5 protein-coding genes are annotated in these 15,551 nt (G+C 66.3%); 4 read left to right on the forward strand and 1 reads right to left on the reverse strand.

From position 1 onward, the window contains the following. Positions 1-170: 170 nt before the first annotated feature. The gene (locus QM568_RS14100; RefSeq protein WP_415139815.1) at positions 171-2,135 is read right to left on the reverse strand and encodes an APC family permease; all 1,965 of its coding nucleotides are present in this window, start codon (positions 2,133-2,135) and stop codon (positions 171-173) included. A 618-nt stretch (positions 2,136-2,753) separates the two neighbouring features. On the opposite strand from QM568_RS14100, the gene QM568_RS14105 reads away from it, so the two are divergent. The 4 genes from QM568_RS14105 (at position 2,754) to QM568_RS14120 (ending at position 15,424) form a co-directional block, all read left to right on the forward strand. Continuing rightward, positions 2,754-7,049 (forward strand): hypothetical protein, encoded by a 4,296-nt coding sequence (locus QM568_RS14105; RefSeq protein ID WP_415139811.1) that lies wholly within the window; start codon positions 2,754-2,756, stop codon positions 7,047-7,049. Between the two features lie 185 nt (positions 7,050-7,234). Beyond that, positions 7,235-9,817, forward strand: a complete 2,583-nt coding sequence (locus QM568_RS14110) for a LuxR C-terminal-related transcriptional regulator (RefSeq protein WP_415139812.1) — start codon at positions 7,235-7,237, stop codon at positions 9,815-9,817. A gap of 254 nt (positions 9,818-10,071) precedes the next feature. After that, on the forward strand, positions 10,072-15,249 hold the full coding sequence (locus QM568_RS14115; RefSeq protein ID WP_415139813.1) for a hypothetical protein: 5,178 nt from the start codon (positions 10,072-10,074) through the stop codon (positions 15,247-15,249). 52 nt (positions 15,250-15,301) lie between these two features. Beyond that, complete coding sequence (locus QM568_RS14120) at positions 15,302-15,424, forward strand: GH-E family nuclease (RefSeq protein WP_415139814.1); 123 nt, start codon at positions 15,302-15,304, stop codon at positions 15,422-15,424. Positions 15,425-15,551 lie beyond the last annotated feature (127 nt).

A 15,551-nucleotide genomic window follows, 5' to 3' on the forward strand; every position in this document is an offset into this window, starting at 1 on the left:
ATGTTTTAGCGGCACGAAGTGCGACCGGAGCGGGGGAGGCGGACGCCGAAGCAGCACCAATCGCGACCGGAACGGAAGAGGCGGATGCCGAAGCGGCGCGAATCGCGACCGGAACGGTGAGATCGAGGTTGAGATCGAGATCGAGATCGCGATCGCGAGCGCCGCGCCGCTCACGCTTCCGACACATCCACCGACGGCGGCCCTCCGGGGCGGTGCGCGCGCCGGCCGTGCACGACGACGGGGCGTCCGGCGCGCTCCTGCCCCGGCACCGGCCGCGAGCGGCGTCCATAGATGAGCTCCGACGAATCGAGCAGCCAGGGCACGAGAGTGATCGATACCCCGTGCACGAGCATGAGCTGGTTCGCCATGCGCTTGGCGCGGCGGTTGTGCAGGAACGACTCCCACCAGTGGCCGACGATGTACTGCGGCAGGTAGACCGTGACGACCGAGGGGCCGTGCTTCTCACGATGCTTCTTGATGAATCCGGCGATGGGCTGCGCGAAGGATCGGTAGGGGGAGTCGACGATCACGAGCGGGATCGGCATGAGGTGGTCGACCCATTCCTTCTGCAACTGCGCGGTCTCGTCCGCAGACACCGACACGTGCACGGCCATGGTGGTGCCGTGTCGGGCAGCCACGGCGTAGTCGACCGCTTTCACGACGGGCTTCTGCAGCCGGTTCACGAGCACGAGGGCGACGTCGCCGATGGCCCCGAACCGTGTGCTGTCGTCGATCGCGATCTCGTGCTCGACATCGCGGTAATAGCGCTTGACGCCCATCATCAGGAACGCCAGCAGCGGGATGGCGATGAACACGAGGTACGCGCCGTGGGTGAACTTGGTGATGGTCACGATGATCAGCACGAGCACAGTGAAGACCGCGCCGACGGCGTTGATGACAAGACCCGTCCAGACTCCGCGCAGATCGGATGCCGAGGGCTGAGCTGTTCCTGCCCGGCCCTGCCGCCGCACCCGCTGCCAGTGACGCACCATGCCGATCTGCCCCAGCGAGAACGAGACGAACACGCCGATGATATACAACTGGATAAGAGTGGTCAGCTTCGCCTGGAACACCACGAGCACGACGATCGCTGCGATGCCGAGCACGATCATCCCGTTGGAGAACACCAGGCGATCGCCCCGGGTGTTCAGCGACTTCGGGGCGTAGCCGTCACGGGCGAGCACAGCGCCGAGCAGCGGGAAGCCGTTGAAGGCGGTGTTGGCGGCGAGCAGCAGCACGCAGGCGGTCGCCGCCTGGATGATGAAGAATCCGATGCTGCCGGCGCCGAAGGTCGCGCTCGCGACCTGTGCCATCACGCTGGGCTGGGGCTGCGAGCAGTCGAAGCCGATGAGGTCGCAGGCGTCTTCGGCGTAGTGGACTCCCGTGATGAGTCCCATCGCGGTGAGGCCGGCGAAGAGGAGAGCGGCGATCGACCCCATCATCACGAGCGTGATCTGGGCGTTGCGGATCTTCGGGGTGCGGAAGGCCTGCACCCCGTTGGACACGGCTTCGACGCCGGTGAGGGCGGAGCATCCGCTGGAGAAGGCTCGCAGCACGAGCAGGATGATCGCGGCATCCGCAAGGTGTTCGCCCTGCACCTGGTAGGCGGCGCTGTCGGCAACCGGGGCGTCCCCAAGGACGGTGCGGATCAGGCCGGTGACGATCATCAGCGCGACCGAGCCGATGAAGAGGTAGGTGGGGATCGCGAAGACGGTGGATGCTTCGCGCACGCCGCGCAGGTTCACGATGACGATGAGGATCACGAAGCCGACGGCGAGCTCGACGCGCAGCGGATCGAGCTCGGGCACTGCAGAGATGATGTTGTCGACGCCGGAGGCGATCGACACCGAGACGGTGAGGATGTAGTCGACCAGCAGCGCCGCGGCCACGACGACACCTGCTACCTCACCGAGATTCTTCGAGGCCACCTCGTAGTCGCCGCCGCCCGAGGGGTACGCCTTGATCAGCTGGCGGTAGCTGAGCACCACCACGACGAGCAGGATCACCACGGCCGCAGCGACCCACGGGGCGAACGCGAGGAACGCCAGCCCGCCGAGCGCCAGGGTCATCAGCATCTCCTGCGGGCCGTAGGCCACCGAGCTCAGGGCGTCGGAGGCGAAGATCGGCAGTGCCATCTTCTTCGGCAGCAGTTGGTGGTCGGCCTGCTCGCTCGGCAGCACATCGCCGATGAGGATGCGCTTGACGAGCTGCGGTGCGTCGGGACTCTCCCCGTGATCGTGTGACACGACCGGCGAGCCTACGCTCGCCCGATGGGCGCTCTCGCGATCCTCACGCAATCCCTACGCCGACGATGGGCCGTCCTCACGGAATCCTTACGCAGCGCCCCCGGTTGCTGCTCTCGTCGAAAATGCCTCTGGCACTATTCGGCAATCCGTGTCGCTCTCGCGCCTGCCGTGTTCGTTCCGGTCGCGTTCTGTGTCGCTTCGGGGAAGTTTTAGCGGCACGAATCGCGACCGGAACGGAGGAGGCGGATGCCGAGGCGGCACGAGATGCGACCGGAACGGAGGAGGCGGATGCCGAAGCGGCACGAGATGCGACCGGAACCGTGAGAGCGGATGCCGGCAGCGCACGTCGAGACGGAATCGCGACCTCGCTCCTGAACCAGGAGAGTCGATCTCCGTCGTGCCTCAAGTCAAGGTGCCCGCGAAATGGTCTCCGCTTCGTCCGCGGGCTCGAGTCCGATATATTCAAGAAGTTCGGCGCAGAGCCGCACAGCATACGGAGGGCTAACCGTGAGACTTTTCGCGACGTCAAGGACTTCCCGCCGCGAGGCAGGCGCCAGGCGCCGCCCGTGGCGGATCGGCAGCTACCTCGGCGTCGTCGCGTCGCTGGTGGCATCGGGCCTGGTGATCGGCGTCCCCTCTGCGGCCATGGCGGCAGGTGATGGCGTGCTGACCGTTCAACTGACGCCGGTGGACACCACCGACGGTTCGGTCATCACCAGCATCGCCGACGGCCAGCACAACAACACGATCACCTATGACGTGCAGTACAGGTGCACGAACGGAGCGTGCAGCAACACTCAGCTCCAGTTCTCGCCCTCGCAGCCCAGCCCGAACAGCGTTCTGCCCGCCGATCGCTTCCTGCTCAAGTACGTTTCGACGACGGCAGCCACCGTGTCGGGCACCGATGTCACCGGCAAGCTCGTGACGCTCGGCGACCTCCCCGCCGGCACGAGTGGCTCGTTCACGATCAGGTACGCCGTCTCCAGCGACACGCAGGCGGCGATTCCTTACGGTTCTTTCTACCCCGATGGCTTCCAGATCCAGATGGCCGCGACCGCCACCTCCGACACCGCGGTCGCCCCGGTGACCGGTGCCTCCGCACCCGTCACCTGGCACGTCGCCGTCCCCAGCGGGCCGAGTGCGGGGGTCAACACAGCCAACAGCGTGAAGACCGATGAATCCGTCCTGGTCAACGTCACCATGGGCGTCGGCAACACCTACCTGGCGGGCAACGCCGGCAGAATCACCGGCGACGCAGCCTATGCGGCGGCCGGGAGCTACAAGGTCGTGTACCACGCACCGCCGGAGGCGGTCATTCAGACGGCAGCGTACGGCGGTGTCATCGACAATGCCGCGCACACCGTGACCTGGGAGGTCGGCTCCGCTGACGATCCGAAGTACGCCGCCCGTGGCGGGTTCGGATACAACCAGTCGAACTTCGGCGCTAACGGTCCCGCCGACGACAACCCTTCCGGCAGCGTTCTCGGCGACGACAACTATGCCAACTGGAACCCGCGTGCCGTCACTCTAACCTTCCCCGGAACCAACTTCCCGGCTGCCGACGCAAACGGCTGCAACTTCGCCACAACCGTGACCAGCTCGGTCGATGTCACCGTCACCTATCTCGACGCCGCGAAGACCACGAAGTCGGTCACCGCGACGAAGACCAATCAGCAGGTGGCCTGTTGGGACCCATTCGGCGGCATCAACGTCAGCAAGACCGTGGCCGGGGGTGCGTCGAACCCTGGCGACGGCAACATGGGCTCAGGCGTGGCAGCGGCAAACATCCCGGCTCCGGGCGACGCAGACCGCACGTCGCTGTACTGGTCGGTCGCCGTAGCCAACCGCGGCAACGTGCCAGGGGTTGCGATCATCGATGAGCCGAACCTGTCGCAGCCCGATGCGCCGGTCTACCAGCTTCGGCCATCAGGGGCAGGAGCCACCGTCGAGTGGGTGCGCAGCGACGGTGTGACCGGCACAACCGTGCTTGCGGCGAATCAGGCGCTCACAGCCCCAGGGGACACCTACTACATCAGCGCCAAAGTCACGAGCGCTCCGATCGCGGCTGGTCGAATCCAGAAGACCGATACCGGTGAGACCGGGTTCTCTGTGGCCTACTGGATGCGGATCAGCTCGACCGCGCCTCTCGGAGAGCAGCGCACCAACACCGCCAACATCGAGATGACCTACCCGGGGTACCCCGACATCGAGGTCATCCCGCTCGCGCTGAACCAGACGCGGAGCGCGACGATCCAGTTCACCCGTCCCAGCCCGGCGATCACCGCCACGTTCGTCGGCTCGCCGGTTGTCGGTGGCGCGCAGCTGAATCCTGGCGTTCCGGTGACGTACACGGTGCGTGGCGGCACGAGCGGCGTGTGGCCTGGCACCGAGATCACACCGCAGCAGGTGTTCCTCGCCCCGGTGGGCTGGACGGTTGTGCCGGGCTCGGCGACGATCGCCGGCGCGCCCGCTGGCGTGACCTACGAGTACGCAACGAAGACCATCGGCGGGGTGTCCCGATCCGTGGTCGTCGCGACGTGGCCCTCGTCCATCGCGCCGGGCACGGCGGCTGCCACGTGGCCCGATATGACCGTTCAGGCGACGCCGACCGTCACGGCATCCACCGCCCCGAACGCGGGCGTCGCCGGCGTGTGGATGGGCGATGCCAGCGGCACGCTGTCTGATGCAACCGGCTACTATGCGGTCGACGCGAACGATTTCCGCGGCTCGCCAGGCAACGTCGTCGACGCTGGCGATGTTGACGGTGACGGCATCACGACAGAGGATTTCGCTCTTGGCAACGGTTCTCCCGGCCTCACCGTTGTGCAGGCGCCGAGCGTCGTCGGCGTCGTCAAAGAACTGTGCGTGCCCGATACGAGCGCCGCTGACGGCTGCAACTGGGTGTCGGATGCGACCGCAGACTACTTCGTGCCGCTGAACGCGACCGACATCAAGTACAGGGTGACTCTCTCGAACGCGGGGAGCACCGCGCTGACGAATGTCGTCGGCTACGACGTGCTGCCCTACCCGAATGACACGGGTCTGCTCGCGGGTCCGCCGTCGCGCGGCTCGGAGTTCGACCTCGTGCTGCAGTCGGTCACCTCGGTGTCAGCCGGTGTGACCTTGGCGTATTCGGCATCCACCAACCCCTCCCGCCCCGAGGTCTACCCGGGAGCAGCGGGCACGGTGGACGACTGGGATTCGACCCCTGAGGGCAAGAAGGCCCTGCGGCTGACCGCTGGCACGCTGAACGCCGGCGCCTCGGTGCAGGTCGTGTATACGGCCGCTGTCGCAGGCTCCCCTGAGGCCGACCAGAAGGCGTGCAACACGGTTGCCGTCGACTCGTCGCAGACACTGCCCTCAGAGCCGCTGCCGGTGTGCGTCACCCTGGAGGAGGCCGATCTGGCCATCGAGGTGACGACGTTCGAGAACCTGCAGTCAGGGCGACCGACGACCCTTGCCTACACGGTGACGAATAACGGCGGTTCGGCGTCAGCGCCGGCATCCGCTTCTCTCGGTATTCCCGCAGGACTGACGCTGACCAGCCTGGATGTCGCAGGCTGGAGCTGTGCGGCCGACGGCGGTGGCGCTGCTCCGGTTGCGGGTGCTGCGACGCTGACCTGCGCGCCGGTTGACGCAGGCGGGCAGGCGCGTGAGCTGCTGGAGGACGACTCTGAGCTCCTGTCGTTCCCGGTGCTCGTGACCGCCGATCCCGGGGAGGAGCTGTGCGTCACCGCCGAGGTGTCGGGCGACGTATTCGACCCGATCGAACCGAACAACGCCGACAGCGCATGTGCGCGGCTCGCGGCGGTTCGCGGAGAACTCGTGATCACGAAGGACGACGGCATCACCGCCACGAAGGTCGGTGCAGAGTACACCTACACGATCACGGTGACGAACACGCTCGTCGCTGAGGCCGTAAGCGGTGCGGTCGTGACCGATACCCTGCCCGAAGGGCTGGAGTTCGTTTCGGCGGATGCCGACGGCACTGCGGCCGGACAGAGCGTGACCTGGACGCTGGAGGAGCTTGCACCGTCGAGTACGACGGAGGTGCACGTGAGCGTGCGGGTGCTCGAGGGCGCGCCATCGCCGCTGGTGAACGCGGCAACGGTGAGCGCGCCGGATCCGGGCTTCCCGGGTGAGACGTTGACCGCTACGGCGGAGGATTCGAACATCGTTCGCAGCCTGTCGGTGTCGAAGGTGTCGGATGCTGCGGCGGAGCCGGTTGACGGTGACACGGTGACCTTCACGGTGACGGTGACGAATGATGGTTCCGGTGATTACACGGCTGATGAGCCTGCGAGTGTGTCTGATGATCTCGGCGATGTGCTCGATGATGCCGAGTATGCGGGGGACGCGGTCTCGACGGTGGGTGATGCGCCGGTGGTCTCTGACGGTGTGCTCACCTGGTCGGGTCCGCTTGCTGCGGGTGAGAGCGCGGTGATCACGTATTCGGTTGTTCTGACGGGTGCTGGTGACCAGCGTGTCGTGAACACGGCGTGTGTGCCCGAGGGTGAGGTCGCGTCCGGTGTGGAGGCGTGTGCGGGGCTCTCGTTCGATGTGACGGTGGAGCCGCCGGTGATTCCTCCGACGGTTCCCCCGGTGGAGCCTCCGCCGACGGTGCCTCCGACGGTGCCGCCGACGCCTGATCCGACGACCGCCCCGACGACCGCCCCGACGACGGGTCTCGCGACGACCGGCGGAACGATCTGGACGTTCGGTATCGTGGGTGCGTTGACGCTCATCGGCGCCGGTGCCGTCCTGATGATCATGAGGCGGCGACGGGTGTCGTCAGACAGCTGAGCCTCTTCCCCCGGTTCCCGAGTGAGTGCGCTCCCTCCGGTTCCTGAGCGAGCGGAGCGAGACGGAGGACGCCCTTCGTCTCGCTCCGCTCCTCGCTCAGGAACCGGGGGAAGGACGCTCAGAAACCGGGCAGGGAGCGGGTTTCATTCGTCGAACTGAGGGGGTCGTCTGGGGAGAAAGTGGAAGTGACAGAAGCTCACGACGCCGTGGCGCTGGCCGGCATCATCGATCGGCCGCGGCTGTACCGCATTCTCGATTCTCCTCTCGTGCGCGTGTGCGTGGTGTCCGGCCCGAGCGGATGCGGGAAGACGACGCTGCTGCGCAGTTGGGCGTTGCAGCAGGGGAAGCTGCCGATCTGGGTCTCGCTCGCTGAGGGCATCGGCACCCGCCAGGCGTTCTGGCAGCATCTCAACGCCGCCGCTCGCCGGCTGGGTGCGCTCAACGGCGATGCCGCCGCACAGGCGAGCGAGCAGCTGAAGACGAACATCGATCCCGTCGAGGTGGCCGCTGCACTGCTGCGCGACGTCGGCGAGGTCACCCTGATCCTGGATGCGTACGAGCATCTCGGCGATGCCATCCCCCGCGTCGACGAGGATCTGCTGCGTCTCGTGCGGGCGGCATCCGGCTTGCGGCTGGTGGTCTCGACGCGCGGGCGCACCTCGCTGTCCGAGGCGGATCAGGACTCGGAGCTGATCGCGCGCACCATCACCTACAGCGACTTGGCGTTCACCGTCGACGAGGCGCAGGCGCTGCTGTGCGGACAGTCCTCCGACAGCACCGGCGTCGCCGAGTCGATCGTGCGCTCCACCCGCGGCTACGCGCTGACCGTGCGCGCCGCAGCGCACGCGCTCGCCGAGCTCGGGCACGTGCCGAACATCGGCTCGATCGAGTGGGACACGGTGCTCGCGGCGAAGCTCGAAGAGCGCATCCCCGACGGGGTGCGCGCTCAGTTCCTCGTCGACACGTGCGTTGCGCCCTATGTGGATGTCGCGTTGGCCGCGCAGCTCACCGGGGAGCAGGCATCCGACGTGCAGCGGATGCTGGACCTGCTCGAGCGCAACGGCTTCGGCAGGTGGATTCCGTATGCGTACAACCGACCGGCGTTCCAGTACGTCGAGTCCATCCGGGACTCCTTCCTGTCGCGCGCGCGGGCCGATGCCGAGCGCTTCGCCCGCGGATGCAGCACCTCGGCACTGTGGCTCAGCGCCAACCACGAGGACGACCAGGCGCTGCTGACCGCGATCGCCGGTGGCGACTACCGGCTCGCCGACGCGTTGTTCGTGCGGCTCGTGGCGACGGATATCGACAGCTCCACCACCGATCGGTTTCTGCCGGCGCTGCGCCAGGTGCCGGAGCAGAGTCTGCCGGAATACCCCATGCTGGCCTTCGGTCTCGGCCTCGCGATGAAATCGAGCGCCTCGTTTCATGCCGACGCGCCGCGCATCTTCCGCATCGCGATCGACTCGCCTGCCGCGCCCTCGTATGTCGAGCCCGCCCTGGACGCCTTCTCCCTCGCATCCATGCGCGCTGTCTCGCTGCGGCTTGCGTTGGACTTCGCGGCCTCCGGCGCGGCCGCCGCTGAGGCTGTCGCGCTCATCGAACGGATCGACCCCGCAGTTCTGGACGCGCATCACGGTCACGTCGCCACGGTGCTGCGCCAGCTCAGCTACTCCCTCTTCCTCCCCGGGCGTTTCGCCGATGCGCTGTCGACGATCGAGCGCGCGATCACGCTGTGCTCCGAGCCCGTCGATTACAGCTACGCGCTCTCTCTCGCTGCGGGGATGACTGCCTTCACCGGCGATCTGCTGCGCGCGCAGAAGCACCTCACTGCCATGAGCGCCGATACCCGCATCGCCGGCTGGCAGCACCGCTACGGCACCGGCCCGTCGACGTTCGCCCAGTGCAGCATGCTGCTCGACGGCATGGAGTTCGCGCAGGCGGCCGATCTCGTGCAGGGCTTCGACGGCGCCACCTTTCCCGGGGAGTTCTGGCCGCTGCACGCGGCGGTCTCGGTGGTCGCCGGTTACGGACTCGGGCACGGAGCTGCCGAGGCCGAGCTGGTCGCCGAGGCTCTCGAACGCGACGATGCTCCCTCTGGCGTCGGCGACGACGTCGTCACAGACCATCTGTACGGAGTGCTCGCGATGGTGTGGATCGCCGTCGGCGACAGGCGCCGTGCGAACAGGATGCTGCGCCGGCGGGCGGCGGACAGCCCCCACCTGGCTGCCGCACGCATCATCGAGGCGCTGGGTCGCCGCGGACCGCGCGAGGCGCTGCTGCTCGCAACCGCGGCGCTCGACGACCCCCGCCACACGATCCGCAGTCGTGCGGCGGCGCAGACCGCCGGTGCCGCCGCGGCGCTGCGTGCGGGCGAGACGGCCAGGGCCTGGAACTGGCTGACCAGCGCCGCCGCGACCGCGAACCTGCGCGGTCCGCGGTCGCACGTCGCGCTGCTGCCGCCAGGGGAGCGCTCTGCCCTGCTCGGATTCGCCAGGGATGCCGAAGCCGGGGATCTCGTCCGGTATCTGACAGTGCCGCTGTCGAGCGCGCCGGGCCCCACGGTCGAGCTCACCCGTCGCGAACGCGCTGTGCTCGCCGAGCTCGCCCTGCAGACCAGCATCAGTGCCATCGCGGACAGCCTGGTGGTCTCCCCGCACACCGTGAAGAGCCAGTTGCAGAGCATCTACCGCAAACTCGGGGTGTCATCGCGCCGTGCGGCGTTGCAGGCCGCCGAAGAGCGCGGGCTGCTCGCCTGGCCGCGGCCCTGACGTTTCCTGAGCGGGAGCGTGGCGCCTTATAGGGCGCTGGAGGGGTGGACACACGGCGCGACTTTCGCAAAAAAGGATGAAAAGTGCCGAGAAAAGGATGAAAAGAGCCCACTAGCCTGACTTCTCGCTGTGAATCAGGCCAGAGTTGACCGGTCACACAACTATCGGAGGGGGACTCTGCGATGACACTTTTCAAGCGGGCCCAGGCGTCCGCAAGGGTCACGAAGACGGATTCGAAGCGAGGTAGGCGTGGCGTGAGAGCCGCAGCCTCGATGATCGTGACGGGCGCACTCGCGTTCGCCGGGCTCTTCGCCGCGTCGCCGGCGTTCGCCGCGACACCGGTCTACGAGATCGAGGGTGAATGGATTGACCAGCCGACGGGCACCGTCGAGGGCGGTGACGGCATCACCGCGCTGTGGAGAGTCAATGTCAACGACGCTGAGGTTCCCCCCAGCAACGACCCGGTCGACAACGTCGTTGTGACCTTCGTCATCGACAACGCCCTGTTCGAAGAGATCCCCGACATCTGTCTGCGCAGTGCCACAGACCCCGACTCGGGCGTTGCCGTAGATCCGATATCGGCTATCTCGACCGACAAGACGACCCTGACCTGCAACCTCGGCACCGTCAACATGGGCACTGCGGTCAGCGTCATGACCCCGGTGAGCGTCCTAGGCCCGACGGGCTCTCACGTCACGCTGAGCGGCACGATCGATGGCCAGACTGTGGATCTACCGGAGATCCCGATCGAGAATCCGTTCGCGATGGACATGAAATGGTCAGGAACAAGCGTCAGCAACTGGTGGAATGATGACTTCACGAGCATCCTGACCAATTTCCAGCTCTCGCTCTGGGCCGTACCCGGCGGAGACGCGGGGCCGGCCTCTGTGACCTACCGGCTCACGCTGACCGACAACCAGGGAGGCGTGGTCACCATCGCCGACAAGCCCGAGGGTCTCGGCGGTGTCACTGAAGCAGTCACAGGCGGCTGCTCGGCGCAAGGCGCGTACTCCCCCGGGCATCCGTTGTCGACCGGTGCGAGCTGGTCTCCGGCTCTTCAGGCGCCGGCGTTTGGCTCCTGCACACTGACTGCTGTTGCTGGCCAGCCCGGCAAGTTCGACCTGACCATCTCGGGCATTGACTACTCGCAGACGCAGATTCCGATTCTTGACAGCGCAAGCCAGGCTCTTCCCTCCGACCGTGTGCCGATCGGCGCAGCGCAGCTGTGGTTCAACGTCGCCACCACCACCGGCGGCTCGCTCTCGCTGTCGGCGAACGCACCGACCTATACGAGCGTGAACGGGGCGACCTTTCAGGACTGCTACGCAGCCGACACTCCTACGGGCTTCGGCTGCACGGCGAACAATTCTACGAATAAGACCCGCAACCTACCTGGTGCATTCGTTCACCAATGGGTTCGCACCTTCACCGGCTCGGGTGGCACCAGAGCCGATGACACCTACACTCAGCCTGCCGGCAGCCTGATTCAGAGTTGGACGAGCGATGCGGTCGTCAATGCGAACTGGTCCGATAACGAGCAGCGTTCGCTCTGCACTACGATCGACACTCGATATGTCACTTATGAGTCGCACTTCGTGCAGAACATCGAGTCTGCCCCACACCAGATCCAGTACTACGTCGGTAACGACGCGACAGTCAATCCGGCCGCAGGCAATGCTGCATACAACCCCGACCAGTTCGACTGCGGCATCACATCAGGCTGGGTCAACACTGCGCCGGCGGACTTGAGTACCGTCAAGGCCGTGCGTGTTAACTACCTGCAGTCGGCATACGCTGAGGCGGGTGCAGGCGCCTTCGTCCTTCGGGTGAACCAGCGCCTCAACGCCGATCTCGAGGTCGGGCAAGACGTATGGACATTCGGATCCACGTTGCGCCCAACAACCGGCTGGATAGGGCCAGATGTTCAAGCGGAGTGGACGGAAACTCCTGACGCTCGGTACCCGCACACCACCGGACGGCGCGACATCGTGCGGATCGTGCTGGCCACCCCGGCAATCCGCAAGTCGGCCGACAAGGCGACGTTCGTTCCCGGTGTTCCGGCCGAGTTCACTCTGACCTACTCCGCGAACTGGACGGGAGCAGGGCCCGATGAAGTCGACGACTTCGTCATCGAAGACGTCCTGCCCGCGGGCATGACCTATGTGGAGGGCTCCGCGAGCCCCGAACCTGTGGTCACGATTGTCAACGGTGCCCAGGTGCTGACCTGGACCCTCGACGACGTCACGACCAACGAATGGCACACGCTGACCTATCAGGTCGTTGGCGACAACAGCATCGTGCCGGGTACGCGGTTCCGCAACGTGGCCACGGCGACGTTGGCGAATGCGACGTCGAACCCGGCTGCGGCGACCGTCACCTCGTCGGCGAACGGGTACACCACCCTGATCAAGACGAGTGATGTCGACTACATTCCCAACAACGCGGGCGATGGCGTTGGCACCGGGTCGTGGACGATCACGCTCGAGTCGCATGACCCCTTCGATCAGGCCTACACCGACACGATCGACATTCTCCCGTACAACGGCGACGGACGCGGCACCGATTACTCGGGAAGCTACGTGCTCGACAGTGTGACGGCTCCGGTCGGGGCGATCGTGTACTACACGGATGCCGACCCTGCGACGATCACGTACGACCCGGCCGACCCATCCAACGGCAGCGCGGGCAGCATCGTCGGCAACACCGTCGGATGGACCACGGTCAAGCCGGCCAATCCGACCGCTGTGCGCGTGATCGGAGGCGTGCTCGAATCGGGTGGCAGCTTTGCCTTCCAGGTTCAGATCACGACCAACGGTGCTGAGCCGCAGGACGTGTACGTCAACAGTGCGCAGGCGCGTGCTGAGCACACCGAGCTCGTGATGCGCACCTCGGCAGCGCTCACCGTCACTGACTACATCGTGGAGAAGACCTCGAACCCCAACGGCGGAACGGTCATTCCCGGCCAGGTGGTGGAGTACACGGTGACGGTCACCCAGCAGGGCGACGTGCCAGCCGGTGCGCTGTTCACGGACGATCTGTCTGATGTGCTCGACGACGCCGTCTACAACGGCGATGTCTCAGCAACCCATGGCGCCGCGACCATCGTGGATGGCGAGTTGTCGTGGGAGGGCGATGTGCCGGTGGGCGAGGTGGCGACGATCACGTACTCGGTGACCGTCAAGACGACCGACCTCATCGAAGCCGAGGGCAACTGGATCCTCAAGAACGTCGTGACATCGCCCGGTTGTGAGTCGGTGGACTCGTGCAGCCCGCCGGCGAACCCCGTCGGCGACTACCGGTTCTCGAAGACCAGCGACCCGGCATCCGGATCCGATGTCACTGCCGACGATGTGGTGACGTACCATGTGCAGATCTCGCACATCGGTGCGGCAGCCGTCGAGAAGGCGAGCGTCACGGACGACCTGTCCGCTGTGCTCGACGACGCGACCTGGAACGACGACGCCGAGGCCACAGACGGCACCCTCGAGTACACCGATGGCGAGCTCGTCTGGACCGGTGACCTCGAGGTCGGGCAGGTCGTCGACATCACCTACTCGGTGACCGTCACCGGCCACGGCGATTGGCAGCTGGCGAACATCGTCTCCGATGCCTGCACCACCGACGATGACGGCTGCGTGCCGCCGCCGCCGGGCGGGCGCTGCGTCGCCGCGGCCGACGGCAACCCCGACTGCCAGACGGTACACCAGATCGGCTCCTACGAGATCTCGAAGGGCTCCGACCCGGTGACTGGCTCTGACGTGCAGGTTGGCGACACGGTGACCTACACCGTGACTGTCACTCAGCTCGGCCTGGCCGGTGTCGATGCATCCATCACTGATGACCTCAGCGACGTGATCGACGATGCCAGCTGGAACGGCGATCTGGTCGCCTCCCAGGGCGATGCGAGCTACGAAGACGGCGTGCTGGAATGGTCTGGCGAGTTGGCCGTGGGCGACGTAGTCACGATCACGTACTCGGTGACCGTGCTGCCGGAGGGCGACCTCACGCTGCGCAATGTCGTCAGCTCGCCGGATCCGTTCGTCGAGTGTGTCCTGACCGATGGCCAGGACGAGCCGTGCACGACTGAGCACTACAAGGGCAGATTCGTGTACTCCAAGACGTCGAACCCGAAGCCGGGCTCCACGGTTGAAGAGGGCGACGTCGTCACCTACACGGTGACGGTGGCGCAGGTCGGCCCCGGTTCCGTGAGCGGTGCGAGCCTCGTCGATGACATCTCGGATGTGCTCGAGGTGACCACGTGGAACGACGACGCCACGGCGACGTCGGGCGAGGTCGTGCGCGACGGCGACCAGGTCACCTGGGTGGGCGACCTCGCGGTCGGCCAGACTGTGACGATCACCTACTCGGTGACGGTCAACGTCCAGGAAGATGCGGAGTTCCGCAACGCGGTCACCTCCGATGACCCGCGCGGTGCCTGTGTCGACGCGGCAGACGGCAACCCCGACTGCGAAACCGAGCACTTCATCTACAAGGGCAACTTCGTCTACTCCAAGACCTCCGACCCGGCTTCGGGCTCCACGGTTGAAGAGGGCGATGTCGTCACCTACACGGTGACCGTGGAGCAGGTCGGCCGCGGTCCGGTGCGGGGCGCGAGCCTTGTCGACGACATCTCGGACGTGCTCGAGGTGGCGTCGTGGAACGACGACGCTCAGGCGACGTCCGGCGAGGTCGTGCGCGACGGCGACCAGGTCACCTGGGTGGGCGACCTCGAGGTCGGGCAGACGGTGACGATCACCTACTCGGTGACGGTCGGTGACCAGGAGGATGCGGAGTTCCGCAACGTTGTCACCTCCGATGACCCGCGCGGTTCCTGTGTCGACGCGGCAGACGGCAACCCCGACTGCCAGACGGAGCACAACACCTACACGGGCGAGTTCGTCTACTCCAAGACCTCGAACCCGACCTCGGGTTCCACGGTCGCAGAGGGCAACGTCGTCACCTACACGGTGACCGTGGCGCAGGTGGGCGTCGGCCCCGTGCGCAGCGCGAGCCTCGTCGACGACATCTCCGACGTCCTTCAGGTGGCCTCGTGGAACGACGACGCTCAGGCGACGTCGGGCGAGGTCGTGCGCGACGGCGACCAGCTCACCTGGGTGGGCGACCTCGAGGTCGGCCAGACGGTGACGATCACCTACTCGGTGACGGTCGGTGCCAAGAAGGATGTGACATTCCGCAACGTTGTCACCTCCGATGACCCGCGCGGCGCGTGCGTCGACGCGGCAGACGGCAACCCCGACTGCAAGACAGTGCACAACACGCCGAGCTCGCTGGCCATCACGGGTCTGCTGCTGTCGCCGTGGACGCTCACGGGTGCTGCCGTGATGATCGTCGGCGGCGGGCTGCTCGTGCTGCTCGCGCGACGTCGCCGTCAGGCAGCAGAGCAGAGCGTCGACATCGACGAGTTGTTCTGAGGCTTCTGGATCCGGCTGCCACCCCCCTCGCAGCCGGATCCAGAACTCCAAGTTGAGCGGCGACGCGGCGAAAGCTGCGTCGCCGCTCTTCTGTGCGTACTGTGATCGGTACAACGACCCGAGAAACTATCAACCCGAGCTTCCGCACAACAACCGAGGACACAGGTACGAATGAAGGGACTGCTGCACGGATAGGTGACAGGTTGTAGTCACGCCGCCAGTGCGGCGGTCGTGTTCATGATGGTCTCGAACTCGATGGGCGTCAAACGGCCCAGGCGGCGCTGGCGTCGGCGACGGTGGTA

The sequence above is a fragment of the Microbacterium sp. genome, from assembly GCF_047607465.1.
Lineage (GTDB): Bacteria > Actinomycetota > Actinomycetes > Actinomycetales > Microbacteriaceae > Microbacterium.

Bases quoted from the DNA above. Each gene is read 5' to 3' on its own strand.
- QM568_RS14100 (WP_415139815.1), bottom strand. From the start codon at position 2,135: ATGGCACTGCCGATCTTCGCCTCCGACGCCCTGAGCTCGGTGGCCTAC.